The sequence below is a fragment of the Pseudomonas sp. No.117 genome (genome assembly GCF_054558395.1).
On the sequence record NZ_BAAJNP010000003.1, the window covers coordinates 604,810 to 630,058 of the forward strand.

Genomic DNA, 25,249 nt, shown 5'->3' on the forward strand with positions numbered 1-25,249 from the left:
GCGCCATGAAAAAAGCCGTCTTGCGACGGCTTTTTTCGTTTCCGCGAGGACCTCAGGCGACCGAGGCGATGCGGTTCCCGGCGCTGGCCTTCTCGACCTTGATGGCGACGAACTTGGACGTGGGCGTAAAGCTGCCCTCGCCGTAGCTCTCCAGGGGCACCAGCGGATTGGTCTCCGGGTAGTAGCCGGCGGCCTGGCCGACCGGGATGTCGAACGGCAGCGCGGTGAAGCCGCGGACGCGGCGCTCGAGGCCGTCGTCCCAGAGGGCGACCAGATCCACCTTCTCGCCGGCGGCCACGCACAGGCGATCCAGATCGGCCTGGTTGACGAAGACCACGTCGCGCTGGCCCTTCACGCCGCGATAGCGGTCGTCGAGGCTGTAGATGGTGGTGTTGTACTGGTCGTGGGACCTCATGGTCTGCAGGATCAGGTCCGGCTTGATGCCCTGGCGACGGACCGCGTCCGGCAAGAGGTCGTGCAGCAGCGCATTGGCGGCGAAGTTGGCCTTGCCGGTGGCGGTGTTCCACTCCCGGCGCCCGGCCTTGTTGCCCAGGTAGAAGCCACCGGGCGCTTGCAGCCGGGCATTGAAGTCCTGGAAGCCGGGGATGACGTCGGCGATCAGGTCGCGGATGCGGTCGTAGTCCTCGATCAGCCAGTCCCAGTCCACCGGATGGTTGCCCAGGGTGGCCTTGGCCAGGCCGGCGACGATGGCCGGCTCGGACTTCATCTGCGTCGACAGCGGCTTCAGGATGCCCGCCGAGGCGTGCACCATGCTGAAGCTGTCTTCCACGGTGATGGCCTGCTTGCCGCCCTTCTGCACGTCCATCTCGGTGCGGCCCAGGCAGGGCAGGATCAGCGCCTGCTGGCCGGTCACCAGGTGGCTGCGGTTGAGCTTGGTGGCGATGTGCACGGTCAGGCGGCACTTGCGCAGCGCCTTGTGGGTGCGCGGGGTGTCCGGGGTGGCCTGGGCGAAGTTGCCGCCCAGCCCGATGAACACCTTGGCCTGGCCCTGCTCCATGGCTGCGATGGCCTCCACGGTGTTGTGGCCGCGGTTGCGCGGCGGCTCGAAGGCGAAGCGCTTGGCCAGGGCGTCGCTGAGCCAGGCCGGGGCCTTCTCGTCGATGCCCATGGTGCGGTCGCCCTGGACGTTGCTGTGGCCGCGCACCGGGCAGAGACCAGCGCCGGGCTTGCCGATGTTGCCGCAGAGCAGCTGCAGGTTGGCGATTTCCTGCACCGTGGCCACCGAGTGGCGGTGCTGGGTGACGCCCATGGCCCAGCAGATGATGACCTTCTCGGCCTTCACGTACATGCGCGCGGCCTGCTCGATCTCGTGCAGCGACAGCCCCGACTGGCGCTCGATCAGCTCCCAGGAGGTGGCGTCGACCTGCGCCAGGTAGTCGTCCACGCCCAGGGTGTGGGCGGCGATGAAGTCGTGGTCAAAGACCCGCTTGGCGCCCTTGGCGGCCGCCTCGCGCTCCCATTGCAGCAGATACTTGGCGATGCCGCGCAGGGCCGCCATGTCGCCACCCAGGGCCGGGCGGAAATAGGCGGTGTTGGTCGGCCGCGAATCGTTGGTGAGCATTTCCAGCGGACTTTGCGGGTGCTGGAAGCGCTCCAGGCCGCGCTCCTTGAGCGGGTTGAAGCAGACCACCTGGGCACCGCGCTTCACCGCGTTGCGCAGGGTCTCGATCATGCGCGGGTGGTTGGTGCCGGGGTTCTGGCCGATGACGAAGATGGCGTCGGCCTCGTCCAGGTCGTGATAGGTCACGGTGCCCTTGCCGACGCCGATGCTGCGGCCCAGGCCCACGCCACTGGCCTCGTGGCACATGTTCGAGCAGTCGGGGAAGTTGTTGGTGCCATAGGCACGCACGAACAGCTGATAGAGGAAGGCCGCCTCGTTGCTGGCGCGGCCGGAGGTGTAGAACTCGGCCTCGTCGGGACTGGCCAGGACCTTGAGTTCCTTGGCGATCAGCGCGAAGGCGGCGTCCCAGGCGATGGGCACGTAGCGATCGGTGGCCGCTTCATAGCGCAGCGGCTCGGTCAGCCGGCCCTGGTACTCGAGCCAGTAGTCGCTCTGCTCCAGCAGCGAGGTCACACTGTGGCGGGCGAAGAAGCTGGCGTCGACGCGGCGCTTGGTGGCTTCCCAGTTGACCGCCTTGGCGCCGTTCTCGCAGAACTTCACCAGGCCGTTTTCCGGTGCCTCGCCCCAGGCGCAGCCGGGGCAGTCGAAGCCGTGGTCCTGGTTGGTCTTGAGCAGCGTACGCAGGTTCTTGAAGGCGTTGCCGCTGTCGAGCCAGAAGTGCACCACGCTCTTCAGGGCGCCCCAGCCGGCGGCGGGGCCTTGATAGGGTTTGAAGGACTGCTGAGGTTTGTTCATGGCGATTCCCGTGGGATCAAGGGGCCACCGGTGCCGGGGCATAGACCCGCGGCGGCGACCGGTGTGGCAGGTGGATCAGGTTGAGACGATGGCGGCGCGCCCATTCCACGGCCAGCCCGGTGGGGGCCGACAGGGTGATGAGGGTGGCGAGCCCGGCGCGCACCGCCTTGTGGATGAGTTCGAGGCTGCAGCGGCTGGTGACCACCACGCAGCCTTCGCGCACCGGCTGGCGCTGGCGCAGCAGGGCGCCGATGAGCTTGTCCAGGGCGTTGTGCCGGCCGATGTCCTCGCGGCACAGGGTCAGTTCGCCCTGGCCGTCGATGAACAGCGCGGCATGCACCGCGCCGCTGCGCTGGCCCAGGTCCTGGGCGGCATCGATACGCTGGCGCAGGTCGTGCAGGTGGGCGGCCGGCGGCAGCGGCACCTTGCGCAGCCGATCCAGTTGCGGCAGCGCCTGCTCCAGGGCCTCGACCCCGCACAGGCCGCAACCGCTGGTGCCGGCCAGCTGGCGGCGCTGCTGCTTGAGCGCCCAGAAGGTACGGCTGCTGATCTCGACGTCGACATTCAGGGCTTCGCCGACGCGCCGCACCTGGATGCCATAGATGTCGTCGATGGCGTCGACGATGCCGGCGCTGAGGCTGAAACCGACCACGTAGTCTTCCACGTCGGCCGGCGTCGCCATCATCACCGCATGGCTAATGCCGTTGTAGGCGATGGCCAGCGCCACCTCTTCGGCCAGTGGCTGCTCGCCGCGCACGGCAGGCTGCTCCAGCTCGGCGAAGGCATAGCCGGCGGGCAGCGGGGCGACGGGATCTGGCGAATCCTGGGACATGGCGGAAAACGACCTGCGGCGGTTTGACACAGATCAAAGATTAACCAGCAGGCCCCAGGGCGTCTAATCGCTATGCCCAATGTCTTGATAAGCTCTATCTATCACTCTCGGCATAGAGCGCCTTGATCGCCTGGAAGCAGGCATCGGCGACCGCCAGTCGGGGTTCGGTCCGACGAATGAGCAGCCCCAGGGGGGTCAGGGTGCGGGCGGTAGCGATGGGAATCAACCGGGCATGGGGCGTCAGGCGGTCGAAGCCGCCCGCGAGAGGCACCACGGCGCAGCACAGCCCGGCGTTGACCGCCTGCAGCAGCAGGTAGACGGCATCGGTCTCCAGCACCGGCTGGGGCGTCAGCCCGAGACTGCGAAAGCCATGATCCACCGACTGGCGGAAATGCATGGCGCCGGTGAGCAGGCCCAGCGGCAACCCGGCCACCGCCTGCCAATCCAGCGCCGTCTGGTCGAAGGTGAAATGGCGCTCGTCATAGAGCAGGCCCATGCGGGTCTCGGTCAGGGTGAGACTATCGAAACGCGCCGGGTCCAGGTGCTCCAAGTAGGAGATACCTAGCTCCAGGCGATTGCTGGCCACCGCCTCGAGGATGCGCTCGGTGCTGAGTACCTGCAGCTGGAAATGCAGCTTGGGGTGCAGCTGGCGCAGGTGCTGGAGCAGCGGCATGGGGTCGAAGCTGGCCAGCGGTACCAGGCCGACCCTCAGGGTCCCCACCAGCTGTCCCTGGAAGGCCTGGGCCTCGGCATAGAGGCCGTCGTGGGCGGCCATCAGGGTGCGGGCCCAGGCGAGGATGCGCTGACCGGCCTCGGTGAAGCCCTCGAAACGCTGGCCGCGCCGCACCAGCTCCACGCCCAGCTCGTCCTCCAGGCCGCGCAGGCGCATGGACAGGGTCGGCTGGGTCACATGGCAGCGCGCCGCCGCCTGGCCGAAGTGGCGCGTCTCGTCCAGGGCGATGAGAAAGCGCAGCTGCTTGATATCCACTGGTTACCTCCGGTCGCTCTGCCCCCTCGCCCCCTGGGAGAGGGCGGGGGTGAGGGTGGCAGTCACTGCGGCAGTCGTCACTGCGGCAGTATCTCCCGATAATCCCGCACCGCGTCGAACTCCTCGCTGTCCTTGGGTCCGCGGCGGCTGTCCGGCTCATGGATCGCCAGCAGGTGAGCGACCCCGTAGTCGCGGGCGCTGCGCAGGATCGGCAGATTGTCGTCGATGAACAGGGTGCGCGCCGGATCGAAGGCGAAGTCGGCCTGCAGGGCGTGCCAGAATTGCTGCTCTTCCTTGGGGAAACCGTAGTCGTGGGAGCTGATCAGCCGGTCGAAATAAGGCGCCAGCTCGATACGCTCCAGCTTCAGCGACAGGGAATCGCGATGGGCATTGGTGATCAGCGCCACCCGCTTGCCGGCACGCTGCAGCGCGGCCAGGAAGGTATCGGCGTCCGGCCGCAGGGCGATCAGGTGGGCGATCTCTTCCTTGAGCTCGCGCATGGAAAAGCCCAGCTCGGCGCTCCAGAAGTCCAGGCAGTACCACGTCAACTTGCCCTGGTGGCTGAGGAACAGCGGCTCCAGCTCGGCCTTGGCCAGCGCCAGGGACTGGCCATGGCGCTCGGCATAGCGTTGCGGCAGGTACTCCAGCCAGAAATGGTTGTCGAAGTGCAGGTCGAGCAAGGTGCCGTCCATGTCCAGCAACACGGTGTCGATACGGCTCCAGTCGAGAGGGGTCATGGTGACTCCGGATCATATAACAGGCGGGTTATCATACCCGTCCGCCCAGCCCAGGAGCCGTCCATGCGCCAGAAACCCACTGTCCTCGCCCGGCAGATCGTGGCCAAGAGCCGTCTGTTCACCGTCGAGGAGATGCAGCTGCGCTTCGCCAACGGCGAGGAGCGCACCTACGAGCGCCTGGCCAACAAGGGCACCGGCCATGGCGCGGTGATGGTGGTGGCCCTGCAGGACGCCACCCGCGCCCTGCTCATCGAGGAATACTGCGGCGGCGTGGAAGACTACGAGCTGTCGCTGCCCAAGGGGCTGGTGGAGCCGGGCGAAGAGATCCTCGACGCCGCCAATCGCGAACTCAAGGAAGAAGCCGGCTTCGGCGCCCATCGGCTGGAATACCTCACCGCCCTGTCGCTGAGCCCCGGCTACATGAGCCAGCGCATCCACGTGGTGCTGGCGCGTGACCTCTATCCCGAGCGCCTGCCGGGGGACGAACCCGAACCCATCGAGGTCAGCAGCGTCGACCTGCGCGAGCTGTCGCAACTGGTGCAGGATCCGCGCTTTTCCGAAGGCCGCGCCCTGGCCGCCCTTTACCTGGTGCGCGACCTGCTCACCCAACGCGGAGAATTGCCGGCATGATGGCTCCCGTTTCCATCACCGCGCCCCTGGTGCTCAACGTCATCGACCTGGTGCGCCAGGCCGGCGCGGCCACCCTGCCCTTCTGGCGGCAGAACGTGGCGGTGCGGCAGAAGAGCGACGACTCGCCGGTGACCGCTGCCGACCTCGCCGCCCACCGGGTACTGGCCGAGGGCTTGGCGCGCCTGACGCCGGACGTGCCGGTGCTGTCGGAAGAGGCCTGTGACATCCCCTTCGCGGCGCGCAGCGCCTGGGACGTCTGGTGGGTGGTCGACCCCCTGGATGGCACCAAGGAATTCATCGATGGCAGCGAGGAATTTACCGTCAACGTGGCCCTGGTCGAGCGTGGCCAGGTGATCTTCGGCGTGGTCGGCATCCCGACCCGGGACGTCTGCTTCAGCGGCGGACGCGAACTGGGCGCCTTCCGCATCCAGGGCGAGGATGGCATCGAGATCGGCGTACGCAGCCAGCCGGAAGAGGCGTTCACGGTGGTCGCCAGTCGCCGTCACAGTAGCCCGACCCAGCAGCGGCTGCTGGAGGAACTGGGCAATACGGTAGGCGAACCCAAGCTGGTCAGCGTCGGCAGCTCGCTCAAGTTCTGCCTACTCGCCGAGGGCAAAGCCGACTTCTATCCGCGCCTGGCGCCCACCTCCCAGTGGGACACCGCCGCCGCCCAGGGCGTGCTGGAAGGCGCCGGCGGCGAAGTGCTGACCCTGGACGGCCAGCCGCTCACCTACGAGATGCGCGAGTCCTTCCTCAATCCGCACTTCCTCGCCCTGCCTCGTGACGCGTCCTGGCGGCAGCAGGTGCTGGCGCTCGCCGGTTCGGCCGACGAGGTCTGAGGCTAGATCCGCTGATCGACGGCCGTCGCCCCGCGACGGCTACCCCGCTTCGGTAACCGCTCACCGCTCACACAGGCTCGCGGACAACTTCGACTTGACAGCGTGTTTTTGTGATCACATATTTCATCTCACATAACAAGAAGGAGCCGGTCATGCCCGACGCCCCTATTGCCTTTCCAGCCCTGCGCCAGGTAGCTCGGGCCACGCTGCAGGAACAGGTCTATCGCCAGCTGCGCGAGGCCTTGATGAGCGGTCGCTTCCAACCCGGCCAGAAGCTCACCATTCGCGGCCTGGCCGAAGCCCTGGGCTCCAGCCCCATGCCGGTACGGGAGGCGCTGCAGCGGCTGAGCGCCGAAAACGCCTTCGAGGTCTCGGGTACCGCCCGGCTGCGGGTACCGATGATGACGGTGGCCCGCCTACGCGAGATCCGCGATGCCCGGGTAGCCCTGGAAGGACTGCTGGCGGAACGCTGTATCCAGCGCCTGGAGGTCGGCGATCTCGCGCAGATCGAGGACATCTACCAAGCGATGCAGCAGGCCGTGGATAGCCAGGACGTACCACGCTACCTCTGGACCAATTTCGCGTTCCACCGGCGCATCTACGCAGTGGCCCGTGCCGAACTGATCGTCGCCGCGGTGGAGACCTTCTGGCTGCACATGGGCCCCTGCTTTGCCCTGGTGGCACCCGAGCCGGCCCACCTCGACCGCTCCATGGAAGCCCACGCGCGCATCCTCGCGGCCCTGGAAGCCCGCGATGGCGCCGCGGCCCGGGCCGCGGTAGCGGACGACATCATGCAGGCGGCCGACTCCCTCGGGCGCCTGCTGGCCCAGCGCGAACAGTCCCAGACCCACGGAGGCAAACGCGCATGAGCGTACTTAATCGACTCCTTCCCTACCCCAACCTGCGGGTACTGATCTCCGGCGGTGCCGCTGGCATCGGCGAAGCCCTGGCCGTGGCCTACCTCGAGGCCGGCGCCCAGGTCCATGTCTGCGACGTCAGCGAGAGCGCCCTGGCGGCCTTTCGCGAACGTCACCCCACCGCCCTCGCCACCCGCGCCGATGTCGCCGTGGCTGGCGACGTCGCCCAGGTCTTCGCCGTGCAGCGCGACCGCTGGAACGGCCTCGACGTACTGGTCAACAATGCCGGCATTGCCGGCCCCACCGCCGGGATCGACGAGATCGACGAAGCCGACTGGCAGCGCACCCTGGACATCAACCTCACCGCCCAGTACCGCTTTGCTCACCACGCCGTGCCCCTGCTGCGGGAGTCGCCCCACGGCCACCTGTTGCAGATCGCCTCCGTGGCCGGGCGCCTGGGCTACGCCTGGCGTACCCCCTACGCCGCGACTAAGTGGGCCATCGTCGGCATGATGAAGTCCCTGGCCGCCGAACTGGGCGCCGCCGATATCCGCGTCAACGCCCTGCTCCCGGGCATCGTCGAGGGGCCACGCATGGATGGCGTGATCTGCGCCCGTGCCGAGCAGCTCGGCCTGCCGGAAGCCGAGATGCGCGAGGAGTACCTGAAGAAGATTTCCCTGGGACGCATGGTGACTGCCGAGGATGTCGCCGCCATGGCGCTGTTCCTCTGTTCGCCAGCGGCACGCAACGTCACCGGCCAGGCGATCAGCGTGGACGGCAACGTCGAATACCTCTGAAGCCCCAGCGTTTCCACAACAACAAGCACAGGAAACCCGCGTCATGGCCCAAACTCGCCCCATCATCATCACCTGCGCCGTCACCGGTGCCATCCATACCCCATCCATGTCGCCGCATCTGCCGGTCACTCCCGAGCAGATCGCCGAGGCCGCCCTGGGTGCTGCGGCGGCCGGCGCCGCCATCGTCCACCTGCATGCCCGCGATCCCGAGGATGGCCGACCGGTGCAGGATCCGCAGCTGTTCCGGCGTTTCCTGCCGCGCATCAAGCGGGAAAGCGACGTCATCATCAATCTCACTACCGGCGGCGCGCCGACCATGGGCGTGGAGGAACGCCTGCAACCGGCTCTGCAACTCAAACCGGAGCTGGCGTCGCTGAACATGGGTTCGATGAACTTCGGTCTCTACGAGATGCTCGGTCGCTTCAAGGACTTCCAGCACGCGTGGGAACGTCCCTACCTCGAGGAGAGTGACGACCGTATCTTCCGCAACACCTTCCGCGACATCGCCCATATCCTCGAAGCCTGTCGTGAGAACCACACCCGCTTCGAGATCGAGTGCTACGACATCGGCCACCTCTACACGGCCGCCCACTTCCTTGAGCGCGGGTTGCTGCCGCGCCCCCTGTTCATCCAGTCGGTGTTAGGCCTGCGCGGTGGCATCGGTGGTCATCCCGAGGACCTGATGCAGATGCGCCGCACCGCCGATCGCCTGTTCGGCGCGGACTATCTCTGGTCGGTGCTCGGCGCCGGGCGCAACCAGATACCGCTGGCGACCATGGGCCTGGCCATGGGGGGCAATGCTCGGGTGGGTCTCGAGGACTCGCTGTGGGACGGCCCCGGCAAGCTGGCTGCTTCCAATGCCGACCAGGTCCGGCGCATCCGCACGGTGGTCGAAGCCCTCGGCGGCCGCGTCGCCAGCCCCGACGAAGCCCGTGAACTGCTGGGGCTGAAGGGACGCAACGCCGTCGACTTCTAGCCCGCCCATCAGACCGCGCTTCCCGCAAAACAACAACAGAGAGGGAAACATCATGCGTATCGAGATCGTTGCCGACCTCAAGACCACGCTTGGCGAAGGGCCGCTGTGGGACGTGGAACAGCAGCGCCTGTACTGGCTGGACAGCTTCGACGGCCGCATCCTGCGCTGCACCGCCGACGGCCGCGAACTGCGTGCCTGGGACGTTGGCCAGAAGATCGGCTCCATGGCCCTGCGGCGCGATGGCGACCGCGCCCTGGTGGCGCTGCAGGACGGCGTGCATGACCTGGACCTGGCCAGCGGCGAGCTGACCCTCATCCACGCCCCCGAGCCGCACCTGCCACACAATCGCCTCAACGACGGCAAGGTGGATCGCCAGGGACGCTTCGTCTTCGGCTCCATGGACACCCGCGAGGAAAGCGCCTCGGGCCGGCTCTACCGGCTGGACCCGGACCTGTCGCTGCACGTCCTCGACGAGGGCATCATCTGCTCCAATGGCCCCTGTTGGAGCCCGGACGGCCGTACGCTCTACTTCACTGACACCTGGACCGGCGAGCAGTGGGCCTACGCCTACGACGCCGCCACCGGCGCGGTCGGCCCGCGCCGGACCCGCAATCGCATCGACACCTCAGGCGGCGGCGCCGCGGATGGCGCCACCGTGGATGCCGAGGGCTACCTCTGGCAGGCGCTGGTATATGCCGGCCAGCTGGTGCGCTACGCCCCGGACGGCGAGGTTGACCGGATCATCGAGATGCCGGTGAAGAAGGTCACCAGCGTCATGTTCGGCGGACCCGAGTTGGACGTCCTCTACGTTACTTCCATGGCCCGGCCGCCACTGCCGCGCTTTCCGGGTGACGGCCCATTGCGTGGTGCGCTGTTTGCCGTCCACGGCCTGGGCATTCGCGGCCTAGCGGAGCGACGCTTCGCCGCCTGACGCCCCACCCACCGCTTCCAAACCCTGCAGGTTCTGACAGGGCGCCGAGCTGGCGCCTGGAGCACTCTCATGCCTACCGCACACAAGGTTTCGCTGCGCCAGATCCATCGCTATTCCTGGGTTTCTCTGCTGGTCTGCTGGCTAATCTGGATTCTCAACGCCTATGACCGCGAGATCGTCCTGCGCCTGGGACCGACCATTTCCCAGCACTTCGACCTCAGCCCCGACGACTGGGGCACCATCGCCACCCTGATCATGCTGGCCTTGGCCCTGCTGGACATTCCGGGGGCGATGTGGAGCGATCGCTATGGCGCCGGCTGGAAGCGTGCACGATTCCAGGTCCCCCTGGTGCTGGGCTACACCGCCCTCTCCTTCCTCTCCGGCTTCAAGGCCCTGAGCCACGGCCTGACCAGCTTCGTCGCCCTGCGCATCGGCGTGAACCTGGGCGCCGGCTGGGGTGAACCGGTCGGCGTGAGCAACACCGCGGAATGGTGGCCGGCGGAGCGTCGCGGCTTTGCCCTCGGTGCCCACCACACCGGCTATCCAATCGGTGCACTGCTCAGCGGTCTGGTGGCCAGCTTCGTGCTCAGCACCTTCGGCGAAGACAACTGGCGCTACGTGTTCTTCTTCGCCTTCATCGTTGCCATCCCGCTGATGCTGTTCTGGTCACGCTACTCCACGGCGGAGCGCATCACCGCCCTCTACGTGGACATCGCCGCCAAGGGCCTGACTCCGCCCGAGCTCACGCCGAGCGGCCAGGTCGCCAAGGGCCATGCATGGCGAACCTTCACCGCGACCCTTGGCAACCGCAACATTGCCCTCACCGCCGGCAACACCCTCCTGACCCAGGTGGTGTACATGGGTATCAATATCGTCCTGCCAGCGTACCTGTACAACATCGCCCAGCTGTCGCTGGCCGAGTCCGCCGGGCTCAGCGTGGTGTTCGCCCTCACCGGCATCCTCGGCCAACTGATCTGGCCGACCCTCTCCGATATCATCGGGCGCAAGATCACCCTGATCATCTGCGGCCTGTGGATGGCCGCCAGTGTCGGCGCCTTTTACTTCGCCAGCAGCATCACCCTGATCATCCTGGTGCAACTGCTGTTCGGCCTGGTGGCCAACGCCGTCTGGCCGATCTACTACGCAGTCGCCTCGGATGCTGCCTTGCCGTCGGCCACCTCCACCGCCAACGGCATCATCACCACGGCCATGTTCATCGGCGGCGGCATCGCGCCAGTACTGATGGGCTGGCTGATCAGCGCGGGCGGCGGCTGGAGCAGCCTCGGCGGCTACGTCTCCTGTTTCTTTCTGATGGCCGGTTGCGCCTTGGGGGGCGTGTTCCTGCAATTGGGCACCCAGGCCCCCGCCAGGCCTGAAGCGACGCAGGGGAGCATCGCGCTTCCCTGAAGCTATCCGCGTGAATAGTCCCTGGACCTCGTCTAGGCCACCACCCGCGCCAGCTCCGGCACATCGCCGGACAAGCCCAGGGCACGGCGGACGAACAGCGCCTTGGCCTCGAAATGGCGATCCACCTGCTTGAGCGCGGCGTTGCGCAGCCAGCGCAGCGGCAGGCGGTCGTCCTGGAACAGCCGCTGGAAGCCCTCCATGGCCGCCATCATCGCCAGGTTGTGCGGCATACGGCGGCGTTCGTAGCGTTCCAGCACTCGCTGCTCGGCGATGGATTCACCGCGCGCCTGGGCATGACGCAATTCCTCGGCCAGCACCGCGGCGTCGAGAAAGCCCAGGTTGACGCCCTGGCCGGCCAGCGGATGGATGACGTGGGCGGCATCGCCGATCAGCGCCAGGCCGGGTTCCACGTAGCGCTTGGCGTGCCGCTGGCGCAACGGGATGCACAGCCGCGTGTCGCTGCATTCCACCTGACCCAGACGCTGTTCGAAAGCCTCGCCCAGGGCCTGGCAGAAGGTGGCGTCGTCCATGGCCATCAGCCGCTCGCCCTGCTTGGGCGTGCAGGACCAGACGATGGAGCACCAGTGGGTATCGCCGCCGCGGTCCAGCGGCAGGAAAGCCAGGGGGCCGTCGTCGGTGAATCTCTGCCAGGCGGTGCGCTGGTGCGACTCGGCGCAGCGCACGCTGGTAACGATGGCGTGGTGCAGGTAATCCCACTCGCGGGTCTCCAGCCCGGCCAGGCGGCGCACCGCCGAGGTGGCGCCATCGGCGGCCACCACCAGTGGCGCGCGGATCTGCCGATCCCCGGCCAGTTGCACCAGCCACTGGTCGCCGGAGCGGCGCAGCAATTCCAGCCGTGCCTCCGGCAGGAGCAGGACGTTGGCCGCGGCCAGGCGCTCGAGCAGGGCATCCTGCACCACGCGATTCTCGACGATGTGGCCGAGCACCTCGGCATGCACGCTGGCCGCATCGAAGTGCACGGCGCCGGTGCCGGAGCCGTCCCAGACGTGCATGGCCTGGTAGGGGCTGACACGCCGCGCCAGGATGCCGTCCCAGACACCGAGGCGCTGCAGGATGCGCTGGCTGGCCAGCGACAGGGCGCTGACCCGGGGTTCGAAGGGCAGGTCGCTCTCGACCGCCCCGGGGGTAAGCGGGCCGCGGTCGAGCAGCACCACCGACAGGCCGCTGTCGGCCAGGGCCAGGGCCAGGGCGCTGCCAACCATGCCGGCACCGACGATCACCAGATCCGCATGGGTCAGCATGCTCGTTTCTCCTCGCAGGTCAGGGACGGGTACCCAGGCCCATGGCCTGGCGGGCGAAGGCACTCTTGGCCGGCGGGCACAGCTCCAGGCCGACCAGGCCCAGGTTGCGTCCGGCACTCAGCCAGGGCCGGCTGTTGGAAAACAGCCGGGTGATGCGATCGGAAAAGCCGATGGTCAGTTGCTGGTCCAGGCGCTGGCGCTGCAGATAGTCCTGCAGGACGGCGAAGTCGCCGGGCGCCGTGGCGCTCTCCAGCAGGCATTCGGCCAGGCTGTCGACGTCGCGCAGCGACAGGTTGAAGCCCTGGCCGGCGATGGGATGCAGGCTGTGGGCGGCGTTACCCAGCACCACCAGGTGGGGACGCACCTGCTCGGCGGCCTCCAGCAGGGTCAGCGGATAGGCATGCCGGATACCGACCTGGGTGAAGCTGCCCAGCCGATAGCCCACCGCCTGCTGCAGTTCGGCGAGGAACACGGCCTCCGGCGCCTGCTGCAGCCGCAGGGCCTCGCCGTCGGGCTGGGTCCAGACCAGGGCGCTGCGCTGCCCCGGCAGGGGCAACAGCGCCAGGGGACCATGGGGCGTGAAGCGCTCGAAGGCGCGCCCGCCATGGCCGAGGTTGGTGGAGACGTTGGCGATCAGCGCGGTCTGCTCGTAGAGCGTACGGCGCACCTCGATGCCCAAGGACTCGCGCAACGCCGAGCGGCCGCCATCGGCGACCACTGCCAGGCCGCACTCCAGGGTCGCGCCGTCGTCCAGTTCCAGGCGATAGCCGTCGGCCAGGGCGGTCAGCTGGCGCACCTCGGCCGGGCAGCGCCAGTCCACCACCTCGCGATCCAGCGCCTGCCAGAGCACCTGGCCGATCCAGGCGTTCTCCACCACATAGCCCAGCGCCGGCAGGTTCTCGTCGCGGGCGAGCAACCGGGTCACGCCGAAGCGGCCCTGGTCGGACACCTGGATCTCGCCGATCGCCTCGGCATGCTCGGCCAGGGCGTCCCAAACGCCCAGCCGCTGGTAGATCAGTCGCGAGCCGTAGGACAGCGCCGAGGAGCGGGCGTCGTAGCTGGGCTGGTAGGTATCGCCGGGAGCGAAGGGCTCCACCAGCAGGATGCGCCAGCCGCGCGCCTTGGCGCCGGCCTGCAGGGCCAGCGCCAGGCTGGCACCCACCAGGCCGCCACCGATGATGGCGATATCAGGACGTTGCATGAGCGTTCTCCCGGCGGTCGCGCGCGGCCGCCATCAAGCCTTCGATCTCCGCGGCCGCCTTGGGCAGGCCGGCGGTCAGCACCTCGCAACCGCTGCGCGTCACCAGCACTTCGTCCTCGATGCGGATGCCCAGGCCGCGCCATTTGCGCGGTACCTCGGCATCCGCCGGGATGTACAGGCCGGGCTCCACGGTCAATACCATGCCCGGTTCCAGCATCCGCCACTGGTCGCCGATGCGGTATTCGCCGACATCGTGCACATCCAGTCCGAGCCAATGGCCGGCGCGGTGCATGTAGAAGTCACGGCAGGCGCCGGTGTCGATCAGTTCCTCCAGCTCGCCCTGGAGCAGACCCAGGGCCAGCAGCCCCGCGGTGATCACCCTGACCGTGGCCTCGTGGGGTTCGTTCCAGTGGCGTCCCGGCGCCACGCAGGCGATGGCGGCCTGGTTGGCCTCCAGCACGATGTCGTACAGCTGCCGCTGCTCGGGCGAGAAACGGCCATTGACCGGAAAGGTGCGGGTCACGTCGCTGGCATAGCAGTCCAGCTCGCAACCGGCATCGATCAACACCAGCTCGCCGTCACGCAGGGGGGCATCGTTGGCCTGGTAGTGCATGACGCAGGCATTGGCACCGGCCGCGACGATGGAGCCATAGGCCGCCAGCCGTGCCCCACCCTGGCGGAAGCAGTAGTCCAGCTCCGCCTCCAGGTGATATTCGCGCAGGCCCGGGCGGCAAGCCTGCATGGCGCGCAGGTGGGCGGCGCAGGTCAGCTCGGCGGCGGCCTTGAGCAGCCGCACCTCGGCGGCCGACTTGTACAGCCGGCTGTCGTGCAGCAGGGTATCCAGCGCCAGGAGCTCCCGCGGCGGCGAGGCGCCCTGGTCGGCCTTGGCGCGGATCAGCTCGATCCAGTTGAGCAGTTGCCGCTCGAATTCCGGGTGGGCACCCATGGCGTAGTAGACCCGCTCGCGACCTTCCAGCAGGCCGGGCAGGATGTCGTCCAGGTCGCCGATGGGAAAGGCGTCGTCCGCGCCATAGTCGGCCAGTGCTCCTTCCTGGCCGGCGCGCCGGCCTTCCCAGCGCTCCAGCTCGGCGTCCCGCTCGCGGCAGAACAGCAAGTATTCGCCATGGGCGCGACCCGGAATCAGCACGGCCAGGGCCTCGGGCTCGGGAAAGCCGGTGAGGTACTGGAAATCGCTGTCCTGGCGGTAGGGCTGCTCGATGTCGCGATTGCGCAGGCACACCGGCGCGGCCGGCAGCAAGGCGATGCCGCCATGGCCGATCTCGGCCATCAGCGCGCGCCGGCGCCGGGCGAATTCAGCCTTGTGGATCCGCGGCATGGCCGCTCAGTGCACCACGGGAGCCGGTTCGGGAATGGGGCCGCGACCGTACTCGCCATAGAGCAGCAGGGGCGCCACGCGCAGGTACTCGGTGACTTCCATGAAGTCGTTCTCGCCCTCTTCGCCTTCCTCGGCCGGCTCCTGGATCTGGGCAATGGCGGCCAGGTCCTCGAGCACCTCGCGGGCCTCCCCGGAGACCTCGCCGGTACGCCCCGAGAGACCGAAGCCGGCCAGGAAGCCCTGGCACCACTGGCCGAGGGCCGCGGTACGCTCGGCGAGAGGGACTTCGTCCGGCGGCAGCAGCAGCACCAGGGCCACCTGCTGGCCGGCGAATTCCTGCTGCACCATGCCGAGCAGCCCCGAGAGCGCCGCCTGCAGGCGCTCGCTCGGCGCCCCGCCGAGCAGCTCGCTGGCCGCGGCCAGCCAGTCGTTCTCGTCGAAGCCCGCGCCGCCACAGACCCGCCCGAGCAGGTGACCGTGGAGTTCGGCGGGCGAGACCGGCAGGGCGGCCTCGGCGAGCAGGGTGGCGAAGGCGGCGTAGGCGGATGCTGAGCTGGACATGGCGTCGAGGTGAGGCGCTGGCTAGAATGAAGCCTTATCCTACGCGCTGACCCCGCCGGCGGCCAATCTCGTTGCACCCTTCTGGAGCTGTAGCCCTCATGCGCGAGTCTCGCGACACGCCCCTCGACGCCGATCTGGACGCCCTCGGTGACCGTGTGGAGCGCCTGCTCCTGCGCCTCGAAGAGCTCCAGCGGCAGAATCAGCAATTGCGCCACAGCGAGCGCAGCTGGCGCCAGGAGCGCGCCGAACTGATCGAGAAGAACGAATTGGCCAGATCGAAGGTCGAAGCGATGATTTTACGCCTGAAAGCCTTGGAGCAGGACTCATGAGCATCGAGACCGTGACCGTCCAGATACTGGAAAAGGAATATCGCATCAGTTGTCCCGCCGACGAGCGTGCCAACCTGGAGAGCACCGCGCGCTACCTGGACGGCAAGATGCGCGAGATCCGCGCCAGCGGCAAGGTCATCGGCGCCGACCGCGTGGCCGTGATGGCCGCCCTCAACATCACCCACGAATTGCTGCATCGCCAGGATGACGTCAGCCTGGAGGTGAGCAGCACCCGCGAGCGGGTCAGGGACCTGCTGGATCGCGTTGATCGCGCCCTGATCACCGAACACGACACCACCGCCTGACCGTCCAGCCGGCCGCCCGGCGCGGTGGCCGGGGATAGCCGGGGGTTTGCATCCCGGCTCAGGGGCGTATACTGGAGCTACTCTCTGGTGTGTGCGCCAGTCGGTCATGTCCCCGAGCCGATAAGCAACACCCCGGGGGTTGCTCGTAAGACTGGTGTGCATGTCCGCTACGGCGGAAAGCCTAAAGGTCTACGACTTCTCCCACCTTGAACCAAGGGTTCAAGGGCTACACCGGCAGCGGCATTCCGGAGAGCTCATTTCTTCCATGACCACCCCCTCCTCCCCCGATCTCAGTCGGCCCGCGCTGCGCAAGCTGCTGCGCCAGCGACGTCGCACCCTCACCCCCGTTCAGCAACGCCAGGCCGCCCGCCAGCTCTATCGGCGACTCGCCCAGCACCCGCTGTTTCGGCGTGCCCGGCATATCGCCTTCTATCTGCCCAGCGATGGCGAGATCGATCCACGCCCGCTGCTCGAAGCCGCCCAGCGGCGGGGCAAGGCCACCTACCTGCCGGTACTCTCCCGCTGGCCGCGCACGGCGATGATCTTTCAACGGGTCGGCCGCGGCGAGCCCTGGGTCCGCAATAGATTCGGCATCGCCGAGCCGCGCCCGGACCGGCGCCTGGGGCGGTCGACCTGGGCCCTGGATCTCATCCTGATGCCACTGGTGGGCTTCGACCCCCAGGGCGGACGCCTGGGCATGGGCAAGGGCTTTTACGATCGCAACCTGGCCTATCTGGCCCGCCGGCGGCAGTGGCACAGCCCGCGGCTGATCGGCTGTGCCCACGAGTGTCAGAAGGTGGAGCGCCTGGCGCTGGCGGCCTGGGACGTGCCCATGGCGGCCGTGGTGAGCGATGGCGGCTGGTACGGCCAGCGCGCGGGGAGGGGCTAGCGCACCGGCGGTGTTTCGCTGGTGTAGCGCGCGTATTGCTGCTGGCTCTGGCGCTGCTCCCAGAAGCTCTGGGTATACCCGGTGGTGACGACACCCAGGGTGAAGATCAGGACCAGCACCCACAACAGATCAGGTTTGCGTTTCATCGAATTGGGCCACCCCCTTGCTGGCACCTTTGGGCAGGACAGGACGTCGCCCTGTTATGCTCAGCGCGTACGGTCAGACTTCATCCGGAATGCGCGGCATTCTGCGACAAGCGGTCGCCCCTTGCAATCGACCAGACCCTTTCCTGGAAGCTCCCGGGCTTCCATTCGTCAGGAGACGAAACGTGGCCTGCTGGCTGTTGAAATCCGAGCCGGATGAGTTCTCGCTGCACGACCTGCAACGCCTGGGACAGGCGCGCTGGGACGGCGTGCGCAATTACCAGGCGCGCAACTTCCTGCGCGCCATGGCACCCGACGAGCTGTTCTTCTTCCATCATTCGAGTTGCGCCGAACCGGGCATCGCCGGCATCGGCCGGATCGTCGGCGCGGCCTTCGCCGACCCGACCGCGCTGGACCCCGAGAGTCCCTACCATGCGCCCAAGGCCAGCGCCGACAGCAATCCCTGGACCGCACGCCAGGTCGCCTTCGTCGAGGCCTTTCCCCGGGTGCTGACCTTGCCGCGCCTGCGCGAGCTGCCGGCACTCGCCGACTTCGCCCTGCTGCGCAAGGGCAACCGGCTCTCGGTGATGCCGGTCGGCCCGGCGGAATGGGCAGCGATCATCAGCGCCGCCCGCGTCAGGGCTGGATGATCAGGTTGTTGAACAGCAGGTCTTCCACCAGGGGCTTACCCTCCTCCTGGTTGACCACGCTCTGCACCTGCTTGAGCGCTTCCTGGCGCAGCTTCTCGCGGGCCTCGACCCCCGCCAGGGTCTCGTCGGTCTGCTGGGCGAACAGCATCACCAGCTGGTTGCGGATCAGCGGCTCGTGGAACTCGACCCTTTCCTTGGCCTCCTTGCCGGTCATCATCAGGGCGATGTCGGCCTTGTAGTACTTGAGCTTGGGGCCACTGCCGTAGTTGCCGACCAACGCGGGGGTCAGGTTGTAGAACTCGGTCTTGGGGGCCTCCCCTTCCTTCTTCTCGTCCTTTTTCTCCTCGGCCCAGGCATGCAGCGCCAGGCAGAAGGACAACAAAATGGCAGCGACAGCTTTCACGGCGATTCCTCGAGGGTGGATGGCTGCAGCATAGCCAGCGGGGCTCAAGGGGTCACCTCGAACCTGAGGGTTCCGATCACCTGGCCGACGTCCGTCACCACCTGCACCTGCCAACGGCCGCTCACGTCGCCGGGGAAGTTCTGCTTGTGGGTCCAGGCGCGATAGCCCGCCTCGCGGCCGCCGCTGATATCCAGGGGAATACGATCGACTTCCTGACCGGCATGGCGCCAGACGTGATAGATGCGCTCGTTGAGGCCGCGCGGCGCGTTGATGGCGGTGAAGGCATAGAGTCCCTGGGCGCGCAGCTGGGTGACGCTCAGGCTCTTGACCGCATCGCCCGGCTGGCGCTTGAGGCTGTCGAAGTTGGTGCTCATGCCCATGTCGGTCAGCCACAGGGTGGCCGGCGGCACCCAGGCGCGGCCCAGCCAGCCGAAGGCGCCGATGGCCAGGCACAGGCCCAGCAGGCCCAGCCAGCGCCAGCCCAGGCGCACCCGGAAGGCCACCGCCAGGCTGGGAAAGGACAGCAGCACGGCGACGCCCAGGGCCAGTTCGTAGCTCTGGGTGGTGGTCAGGTGCAGGATGATCGGCAGCGCGGTGAGCAGCACCGCGAACAGGGTCACCGTGTGGTAGCTGAGGAACACCCAGCGCCGCGGCGCCAGGGCCTTGTAGTACAGCGGATCGATGATGGACACCAGGGCGGCGGCGCCGAGCAGTCCGGTGAACAGCGCCTGGCCGCTGTTCCAGGCCGTGGTGATGGCGAAGAACGGCAGGCAGAAGAACAGGCTTTCCTGGTGGATCAGCTGGGTGGCATAGCGCAGCAGCGGCGGCGGGAGTTCCCAGCCGAAGCGCCGACTGACCCAGCCGCGGAGCACGTTTTCCAGCATCAGCCAGACCCAGCTCGCCAGCATCACCACCGCCATCACCGGAGCGAAGCCCTTCTGCCGGTCCACCAGCAGGAAGCTGCAGATCCCCGAGATGAAGCCGGCCAGGGCGATGAGGCGGGGGTAACGCTCGAACAGCGCGGTGACCAGGGTCAGGACGCGGGAATACAGGACTTTCCAGGCAGGCATGGTGACTCGCGAAAAACGGCGGCGAAGACGCGCCACCCTAGGCCCGCAACCCGCGCAGATCAAGGGGAAACCCGGCGCTCGCCGCCACAGGGCGGAAAAGCCTGTACCGGCTGTCATATCCTTGTAATATTCGAAAACGAACCCGGAATGTTCGTTTTCGATTAATACCTATAACAATATCGAGGCTCCCATGCTTGGAATCTTCGCCCCCGCGGCGCATCGCCCGCCGCTGCCCGCCGATCGCATCGACCCCGTCTACCGCCGTCTCCGCTGGCAGATCTTCGCCGGGATCTTCATCGGCTACGCCGGCTACTATCTGCTACGCAAGAACTTCTCACTGGCCATGCCCTACCTGGTGGAGCAAGGCTACAGTCGCGGCGAGCTGGGGGTGGCGCTCTCGGCGGTGGCCATCGCCTACGGCCTGTCAAAGTTCCTCATGGGCCTGGTCTCGGACCGCTCCAATCCCCGTTACTTCCTGCCCGCCGGCCTGGTGCTTTCGGCGCTGGTGATGCTGCTGTTCGGATTCGCGCCCTGGGCCACGTCCAGCGTCACCGTCATGTTCGTGCTGCTGTTCCTCAATGGCTGGTTCCAGGGCATGGGCTGGCCGCCCAGCGGTCGCACCATGGTGCACTGGTGGTCGCAGAAGGAGCGTGGCGGCGTGGTCTCGGTGTGGAACGTCGCCCACAACGTCGGCGGCGGCCTGATCGGTCCGCTGTTCCTGCTCGGCCTGTTCTGGTTCAACGACTGGCACTCGGCCTTCTACGTCCCGGCGGTGGTGGCCCTGGCCGTGGCGGTATTCGCCTTCGTCGCCATGAGAGACACGCCGCAGTCCTGCGGCCTGCCGTCGGTGGAGCACTGGAAGCAGGACTTCCCCGAGGGCTACAGCGAAGGCCACGAGCGCGAATTCTCCACCAAGGAGATCTTCGTCGAGTACGTGCTGAAGAATCGCCTGCTCTGGTACATCGCCCTGGCCAACGTCTTCGTCTACCTGCTGCGCTATGGCGTGCTCGACTGGGCGCCCACCTACCTCAAGGAAGCCAAGCACTTCTCGGTGGACAAGACGTCCTGGGCCTACTTCTTCTACGAGTGGGCGGGCATCCCCGGCACCCTGCTCTGCGGGTGGCTCTCGGACAAGCTGTTCCGCGGCAATCGCGGCGCCACCGGCGTGGTCTTCATGCTCGGCGTGCTGGTCGCCACCCTGGTCTACTGGCTGAACCCGGAAGGCAACCCTGGCGTCGACCTGGCCGCCCTGGTCAGTATCGGCTTCCTGATCTACGGCCCGGTGATGCTGATCGGCCTGCAGGCACTGGAGCTGGTACCCAAGAAAGCCGCCGGTACCGCCGCGGGCTTCACCGGACTGTTCGGCTACCTGGGCGGCTCGGTGGCGGCCAACGCCCTGGTCGGCTACACCGTGGACCACTTCGGCTGGGACGGTGGCTTCATGCTGCTGATCGGCTCCTGCGTGCTGGCCATCGTCTTCCTGGCGCTGACCCTGAGGCATACCGGGATGGTGGCCAAGGCGAGACGCTGAGCCTGGCGGCAACCCCTAGGGTGGATGACGGCGCAGCCTCATCCACCGGGGCTCAAGGTGGAACAAGGTGGAAAACGCTGCGCGGTTTTCCACGCTACAGTCCGGCTGATCGCGGCCCTGGACCGCTCCTAGGATTTAGGCCAGCTGTCGGAGCGGCCGCAGCGGCGGACCTCCATCGCCGCGATTGCCGCTGCTGGCCAGGCTTCCTCACCCCAGCCCCCTCCCAGAGGGAGAGGGGGTGGTCAAGAATGGTGACTGGATGCGTCGCACGGCTGACGGTGCGGCCTCAGCCACCGGCAGCAACCCTGGCAGCACTCGTAGCCTGGATGACGGCACAGCCTCATCCGGGACCAAGCAGGGTGCCAACGGGTGGAAAACGCTGCGCGGTTTTCCACCCTACCTCACTGGGGCCGCTCAGCGCCGGCTGGTGCGGGTGCTGACGTCGACCCAGACGGCCAGGACCAGGATGCCGCCCTTGACGATCATCTGCCAGTAGCTGTCCACGTCGAGCATCGACATGCCGTTGTCCAGGCTGGCGATCACCAGGGCGCCGAGCAGGGCGCCGTAGACGGTGCCCGAGCCGCCGCGCATGGAGGTGCCGCCGATGAAGCAGGCGGCGATGGCGTCCAGTTCGCCCATGGTACCGGCCGACGGCGAGCCGGCGGCCAGGCGGGCGGTGTTGACCAGGCCGGCCAGGGCGCACATCACCCCCATGAGGCCGAAGATACCCAGCTTGATCGCCTGGACGTTGATACCCGAGAGCCGGGTGGCTTCCAGGTTGCTGCCCACCGCGTAGATGCGCCGGCCGAACACCGTCTGGCTGGTGATGTAGCTGAACACCCCGAGCAGCACCAGCAGGATCAGCACCGGCACCGGAATGCCGTCGTAGCGGTTGAGGGTCTGGATGAAGGCCACCAGCACCACGCCGATCACCACCACCCGCAGCACATCGCGCCACAGCGGCGCCAGGCTCAGGTCCAGCGCCTTGCGCTTGCTGCGCTGGCGCCAGGTGAGCACGACGGCCACGGCGAACAGCACGCAGCCCAGCACCACGCCCACCAGCGGCGGCAGGTAGCCCTGGCCGAGGTAGACCAGTTCCGGCGACACCGGGGCGACGGTGACGCCGCCGGTGAGGCCGAGCAGCACGCCGCGAAAGGCCAGCATGCCGCCAAGACCGACGATGAACGACGGTATCCCGCGATAGGCGCTCAGGTAGCCGTTGACCAGGCCGATCAGCAGGCCACCGGCGGCCACCGCCAGCAAGGTGATCGGCAGCGGCACGTGGTAGGTGACGTCGAGTATCGCCGCCACCCCGCCGAGCAGGCCGAGTTGCGAGCCCACCGAGAGGTCGATCTCGCCGGCGATGATCACCAGCACCATGCCGCAGGCGAGGATACCGGTGATGGACATCTGCCGCAGCAGGTTGGACAGGTTGCGCGGGGTGACGAAGCCGCCCTCGGTCTGCCAGCTGAAGAACAGCCAGATCAGGGCCACGGCGATCAGCAGGGCGAGCATCTTGTAACGGGTGAACAGCTGTTTCACGGCGTGCATCAGAAGTGCTCCCGGGCTTGGGCGACCGCCCGTTCGGTGGTGCCCAGGGCGGCGGCCAGTACCCGCTCCTGGGTCAGATTCTCGTTGGGGAAATCGCCGCGCAGCCGGCCTTCGCCGAGCACCAGTACCCGATCGGAGACGCCGAGCACCTCGGCCAGCTCCGAGGAGACCATGACGATGGCCACGCCCTCGGCGGCCAGCAGGCCGATCAGGCGATAGATCTCGAACTTGGCGCCGACGTCGACGCCGCGGGTGGGTTCATCGAGGATCAGCACCTTGGGCCGGGCCAGCAGCATCTTGGAGAGCACCGCCTTCTGCTGGTTACCCCCGGAAAGACCGGTGATGGGCAGGAAGGGGCTGCTGGTCTTGAGTTGCAGCCGGGCGATCTCGGTATCGATGCAGGACAGTTCCGCCTCGCCGTCGATGCGACTGAGATGGGCGAAGCGGTCCAGCACCGTGAGGGTGATGTTCGAGCCCACGCCCAGGTCGGGGATGATGCCCTGGCGCTTGCGATCCTCCGGCACCAGGCAGAGGCCGGCGCGGATGGATTTCAGCGGGGTGCGGGTGTCGATGCGCTGGCCATTGAGCCAGACCTCGCCCTCGTAGCGGCCGTCGTAGGCACCGAAGATGGCCGAGACCAGCTCGGTGCGCCCGGCGCCCACCAGCCCGGCGATGCCGAGGATCTCGCCGCTGCGCACCGCGAAGGAGACGTCGTCGACGCGCTTGCGCTGGGGGTTGTCGACATCCAGGCAGGTGAAGTGGCGCGCCTCGAAGATTACCTCGCCGATCTCGTGGGGGATCTGCGGATAGAGGTTGGTCATGGCGCGGCCGACCATCTGGGTGATGATGCGGTCGATGTCCATCTCGGCCATGGGCGTGGTGGCGATGTGCTTGCCATCGCGGATCACCGTGATGGTGTCGCAGATGGCCGCCACCTCGTCGAGCTTGTGCGAGATGTAGACGCAGGCGACGCCTTGCGCCTTGAGGTCGCGGATGATGTCCAGCAGCACGGCGATCTCGGAGGTGGTGAGCGCCGAGGTCGGTTCGTCGAGGATCAACAGCCGGGCGTTCTTGTTCAGCGCCTTGGCGATCTCCACCAGTTGCTGCAGGCCGCCGCCGTACTGGGACACCGGCAGGGCCACGTTCATGTCCGGCACCTTGAGCCGGCGCATCAGCTCGGCCGAGCGCTGCAGCATGGTGGGGTAGTCCAGCCGCCCGCCGAAGCGGCGTGGCTCGTGGCCCATGAAGATGTTCTCGGCCACCGACAGATCGGGGACCAGGGTCAGTTCCTGGTGGATGATGACGATGCCGGCCGCTTCGGACTCGGCGATGGAATGGGCCTCCAGGGGCCGCCCGTCCCAACGGATCTCGCCTTCCCAGGTACCGTGGGGATAGACCGCCGAGAGCACCTTCATCAGGGTGGACTTGCCGGCGCCGTTCTCGCCGCACAGCCCTACGCATTCGCCCGGACGCACCTTGAGATCGATGCCATCCAGTGCCCGCACCCCGCCAAAGCTCTTGGCGATGCCGTGCATTTCCAGCAGATAGTCGGCCATGGCCGCTCCTCGCCCAGAAGCCGCCCGACGCCAGGCGTCAGGCGGCCAGCCGGTGGCCAGTGGTTATTTGCCGTCGATCTGGGCCTGGGTGTAGAAGCCATCCTTGACCAGCAGGTCGACGTTGGCCTTGGTCAGCTCGGTCGGCGTGAGCAGCAGGGTATCGACCTTCTTGGTGCCGTTGTCGTAGCTGGAGTTGAAGCCCGGCTTCTCGCCGCGCACCAGCTGCACCGACAACTTGGCCGCCTCGGAGGCGATCAGCTTGAGCGGCTTGTAGACGGTCATGGTCTGGGTGCCGGCGATCACCCGCTTGATGGCGGCGAGGTCGGCATCCTGGCCGGACACGGCGACCTTGCCGGCCAGCTTCTGCGCCGCCAGGGCCTGGATGGCGCCACCGGCGGTGGCATCGTTGGAGGCGACGATGCCATCGATCTTGTTGTCGTTGGCGGTCAGGGCGTTCTCGACGATGGCCAGGGCCTCGGTCGGGTTCCACTCCTTGACCCACTGCTGGCCGACGACCTTGACGTCGCCCTTGTCGATGGCCGGCTGCAGGACCTTCATCTGGCCCTGGCGGAGGATCTTGGCGTTGTTGTCGGTGGGAGCGCCGCCGAGCAGGAAGAAGTTGCCCTTGGGCTGGGCCTTGAGCACGCCGCCGGCCTGCATCTCGCCGACCTTCTCGTTGTCGAAGGAGATGTAGGCGTCGATGTCGGCATTGAGGATCAGGCGGTCGTAGGAGATCACCTTGACCCCGGCCTTCTTGGCCTCGGCCACCACGTTGTTCAGCACCGTGGCGTTGAAGGGCACGATGACGATGGCGTCCACCCCGCGCGAGATCAGGTTCTCGATCTGCGACAGCTGGCGCTGCTCGTTGGCGTCGGCGGATTGCACATAGACCTTGGCGCCGAGTTGCTCGGCGGCGGCGACGAAGTAGTCGCGGTCACGGGCCCAGCGCTCCAGGCGCAGGTCGTCGATGGAAAAACCGATCTTGGGATGCTGGGCGTCGGCCTGGGCGAAACCGGTGGTGCAGAGGGCGAGCAGACCTGCGAGCAGGGTGGTCTTGAAGTTCATGATTGCGTCCTTCGTTATTGTTGTTG

The 25,249-nt window shown here is 67.4% G+C and carries 26 protein-coding genes and 1 other RNA gene; 13 read left to right on the forward strand and 14 right to left on the reverse strand.

What is annotated here, in order from left to right; genetic code table 11:
• Window positions 1-52 precede the first annotated feature (52 nt).
• From ACYJP6_RS09560 to yrfG, 4 genes are all read right to left on the reverse strand, one after another.
• Complete coding sequence (locus ACYJP6_RS09560; protein WP_459474755.1) at window positions 53-2,377, reverse strand: FdhF/YdeP family oxidoreductase; 2,325 nt, start codon at window positions 2,375-2,377, stop codon at window positions 53-55.
• 16 nt (window positions 2,378-2,393) lie between these two features.
• Window positions 2,394-3,209, reverse strand: a complete 816-nt coding sequence (gene fdhD / locus ACYJP6_RS09565; protein WP_058772265.1) for a formate dehydrogenase accessory sulfurtransferase FdhD — start codon at window positions 3,207-3,209, stop codon at window positions 2,394-2,396.
• A 94-nt stretch (window positions 3,210-3,303) separates the two neighbouring features.
• Window positions 3,304-4,197, reverse strand: a complete 894-nt coding sequence (locus ACYJP6_RS09570; RefSeq protein WP_459474756.1) for a LysR family transcriptional regulator — start codon at window positions 4,195-4,197, stop codon at window positions 3,304-3,306.
• A 77-nt stretch (window positions 4,198-4,274) separates the two neighbouring features.
• Window positions 4,275-4,934: a GMP/IMP nucleotidase gene (yrfG, locus tag ACYJP6_RS09575; RefSeq protein ID WP_459474757.1), complete on the reverse strand. Its 660-nt coding sequence runs from the start codon at window positions 4,932-4,934 to the stop codon at window positions 4,275-4,277.
• A gap of 63 nt (window positions 4,935-4,997) precedes the next feature.
• Here yrfG and nudE point away from each other — a divergent pair, with 63 nt between their 5' ends.
• The 7 genes from nudE to ACYJP6_RS09610 all read left to right on the forward strand — a co-directional run bounded on the left by nudE (window position 4,998) and on the right by ACYJP6_RS09610 (window position 11,371).
• Complete coding sequence (gene nudE, locus ACYJP6_RS09580) at window positions 4,998-5,564, forward strand: ADP compounds hydrolase NudE (RefSeq protein WP_459474758.1); 567 nt, start codon at window positions 4,998-5,000, stop codon at window positions 5,562-5,564.
• A complete protein-coding gene (gene cysQ, locus ACYJP6_RS09585; RefSeq protein WP_459474759.1) occupies window positions 5,561-6,403 on the forward strand; it encodes a 3'(2'),5'-bisphosphate nucleotidase CysQ in 843 nt (280 codons plus the stop codon). The genes nudE and cysQ overlap by 4 nt, the downstream gene beginning before the upstream one ends.
• A gap of 152 nt (window positions 6,404-6,555) precedes the next feature.
• Window positions 6,556-7,272: a GntR family transcriptional regulator gene (locus ACYJP6_RS09590; RefSeq protein WP_459474760.1), complete on the forward strand. Its 717-nt coding sequence runs from the start codon at window positions 6,556-6,558 to the stop codon at window positions 7,270-7,272.
• Window positions 7,269-8,057, forward strand: a complete 789-nt coding sequence (locus tag ACYJP6_RS09595) for an SDR family oxidoreductase (RefSeq protein ID WP_459474761.1) — start codon at window positions 7,269-7,271, stop codon at window positions 8,055-8,057. The genes ACYJP6_RS09590 and ACYJP6_RS09595 overlap by 4 nt, the downstream gene beginning before the upstream one ends.
• A 43-nt stretch (window positions 8,058-8,100) precedes the next feature.
• Window positions 8,101-9,033, forward strand: coding sequence for a beta-keto acid cleavage family enzyme (locus ACYJP6_RS09600; RefSeq protein ID WP_459474762.1), 933 nt, complete (start codon window positions 8,101-8,103; stop codon window positions 9,031-9,033).
• 52 nt (window positions 9,034-9,085) lie between these two features.
• Complete coding sequence (locus tag ACYJP6_RS09605) at window positions 9,086-9,964, forward strand: SMP-30/gluconolactonase/LRE family protein (protein WP_459474763.1); 879 nt, start codon at window positions 9,086-9,088, stop codon at window positions 9,962-9,964.
• Between the two features lie 69 nt (window positions 9,965-10,033).
• Window positions 10,034-11,371, forward strand: a complete 1,338-nt coding sequence (locus tag ACYJP6_RS09610) for an MFS transporter (RefSeq protein WP_459474764.1) — start codon at window positions 10,034-10,036, stop codon at window positions 11,369-11,371.
• Between the two features lie 32 nt (window positions 11,372-11,403).
• Here the strand turns inward: ACYJP6_RS09610 and ACYJP6_RS09615 are convergent, their stop codons facing one another.
• From ACYJP6_RS09615 to ACYJP6_RS09630, 4 genes are read right to left on the reverse strand one after another with little or no spacing between them, the layout of a single operon-like run.
• The gene (locus ACYJP6_RS09615) at window positions 11,404-12,633 is read right to left on the reverse strand and encodes a 2-octaprenyl-3-methyl-6-methoxy-1,4-benzoquinol hydroxylase (RefSeq protein ID WP_459474765.1); all 1,230 of its coding nucleotides are present in this window, start codon (window positions 12,631-12,633) and stop codon (window positions 11,404-11,406) included.
• 19 nt (window positions 12,634-12,652) lie between these two features.
• Window positions 12,653-13,834: a 2-octaprenyl-6-methoxyphenyl hydroxylase gene (gene ubiH, locus ACYJP6_RS09620; RefSeq protein ID WP_459474766.1), complete on the reverse strand. Its 1,182-nt coding sequence runs from the start codon at window positions 13,832-13,834 to the stop codon at window positions 12,653-12,655.
• A complete protein-coding gene (gene pepP / locus ACYJP6_RS09625; RefSeq protein ID WP_459474767.1) occupies window positions 13,821-15,170 on the reverse strand; it encodes a Xaa-Pro aminopeptidase in 1,350 nt (449 codons plus the stop codon). Before pepP ends, ubiH begins: the two co-directional genes overlap by 14 nt.
• 6 nt (window positions 15,171-15,176) lie before the next feature.
• Window positions 15,177-15,731 carry a UPF0149 family protein gene (locus ACYJP6_RS09630; protein WP_459474768.1) on the reverse strand — a complete coding sequence of 185 codons (555 nt, stop codon included), beginning with the start codon at window positions 15,729-15,731 and terminating at the stop codon, window positions 15,177-15,179.
• A gap of 98 nt (window positions 15,732-15,829) precedes the next feature.
• Between ACYJP6_RS09630 and ACYJP6_RS09635 the strand changes: the two genes are divergently transcribed.
• The 4 genes from ACYJP6_RS09635 to ACYJP6_RS09650 all read left to right on the forward strand — a co-directional run bounded on the left by ACYJP6_RS09635 (window position 15,830) and on the right by ACYJP6_RS09650 (window position 17,254).
• Complete coding sequence (locus tag ACYJP6_RS09635; protein ID WP_459474769.1) at window positions 15,830-16,060, forward strand: TIGR02449 family protein; 231 nt, start codon at window positions 15,830-15,832, stop codon at window positions 16,058-16,060.
• The gene (locus tag ACYJP6_RS09640) at window positions 16,057-16,365 is read left to right on the forward strand and encodes a cell division protein ZapA (RefSeq protein WP_145011514.1); all 309 of its coding nucleotides are present in this window, start codon (window positions 16,057-16,059) and stop codon (window positions 16,363-16,365) included. The genes ACYJP6_RS09635 and ACYJP6_RS09640 overlap by 4 nt, the downstream gene beginning before the upstream one ends.
• A 78-nt stretch (window positions 16,366-16,443) precedes the next feature.
• A non-coding RNA gene (gene ssrS, locus ACYJP6_RS09645) (6S RNA) lies at window positions 16,444-16,621 on the forward strand.
• A gap of 9 nt (window positions 16,622-16,630) precedes the next feature.
• The gene (locus ACYJP6_RS09650; RefSeq protein WP_459474770.1) at window positions 16,631-17,254 is read left to right on the forward strand and encodes a 5-formyltetrahydrofolate cyclo-ligase; all 624 of its coding nucleotides are present in this window, start codon (window positions 16,631-16,633) and stop codon (window positions 17,252-17,254) included.
• On the opposite strand, the gene ACYJP6_RS09655 is transcribed toward ACYJP6_RS09650, so the two are convergent.
• On the reverse strand, window positions 17,251-17,400 hold the full coding sequence (locus ACYJP6_RS09655; protein ID WP_459474771.1) for a hypothetical protein: 150 nt from the start codon (window positions 17,398-17,400) through the stop codon (window positions 17,251-17,253). The two genes, ACYJP6_RS09650 and ACYJP6_RS09655, sit on opposite strands and share 4 nt — an antisense overlap.
• Window positions 17,401-17,582: 182 nt before the next feature.
• Here ACYJP6_RS09655 and ACYJP6_RS09660 point away from each other — a divergent pair, with 182 nt between their 5' ends.
• Window positions 17,583-18,047 carry an EVE domain-containing protein gene (locus ACYJP6_RS09660; RefSeq protein ID WP_459474772.1) on the forward strand — a complete coding sequence of 155 codons (465 nt, stop codon included), beginning with the start codon at window positions 17,583-17,585 and terminating at the stop codon, window positions 18,045-18,047.
• Here the strand turns inward: ACYJP6_RS09660 and ACYJP6_RS09665 are convergent.
• Window positions 18,034-18,450, reverse strand: a complete 417-nt coding sequence (locus ACYJP6_RS09665) for a flagellar basal body-associated protein FliL (protein WP_459474773.1) — start codon at window positions 18,448-18,450, stop codon at window positions 18,034-18,036. The genes ACYJP6_RS09660 and ACYJP6_RS09665 overlap by 14 nt on opposite strands.
• Window positions 18,451-18,494: 44 nt before the next feature.
• Entirely contained in the window at window positions 18,495-19,520 is a 1,026-nt protein-coding gene (locus ACYJP6_RS09670; RefSeq protein WP_459474774.1) for a DUF5924 family protein, read from the reverse strand.
• A gap of 190 nt (window positions 19,521-19,710) precedes the next feature.
• On the opposite strand from ACYJP6_RS09670, the gene glpT reads away from it, so the two are divergent.
• Complete coding sequence (gene glpT, locus ACYJP6_RS09675) at window positions 19,711-21,051, forward strand: glycerol-3-phosphate transporter (protein ID WP_459474775.1); 1,341 nt, start codon at window positions 19,711-19,713, stop codon at window positions 21,049-21,051.
• Between the two features lie 414 nt (window positions 21,052-21,465).
• Here glpT and ACYJP6_RS09680 read toward each other — a convergent pair whose 3' ends face one another.
• The 3 genes from ACYJP6_RS09680 to xylF all read right to left on the reverse strand — a co-directional run bounded on the left by ACYJP6_RS09680 (window position 21,466) and on the right by xylF (window position 25,223).
• Window positions 21,466-22,602 carry a sugar ABC transporter permease gene (locus ACYJP6_RS09680; RefSeq protein ID WP_459474776.1) on the reverse strand — a complete coding sequence of 379 codons (1,137 nt, stop codon included), beginning with the start codon at window positions 22,600-22,602 and terminating at the stop codon, window positions 21,466-21,468.
• Window positions 22,602-24,158: a D-xylose ABC transporter ATP-binding protein gene (gene xylG, locus ACYJP6_RS09685; protein WP_459474777.1), complete on the reverse strand. Its 1,557-nt coding sequence runs from the start codon at window positions 24,156-24,158 to the stop codon at window positions 22,602-22,604. The genes ACYJP6_RS09680 and xylG overlap by 1 nt, the downstream gene beginning before the upstream one ends.
• Window positions 24,159-24,221: 63 nt before the next feature.
• Complete coding sequence (gene xylF, locus ACYJP6_RS09690; RefSeq protein ID WP_459474778.1) at window positions 24,222-25,223, reverse strand: D-xylose ABC transporter substrate-binding protein; 1,002 nt, start codon at window positions 25,221-25,223, stop codon at window positions 24,222-24,224.
• Window positions 25,224-25,249: the final 26 nt, after the last annotated feature.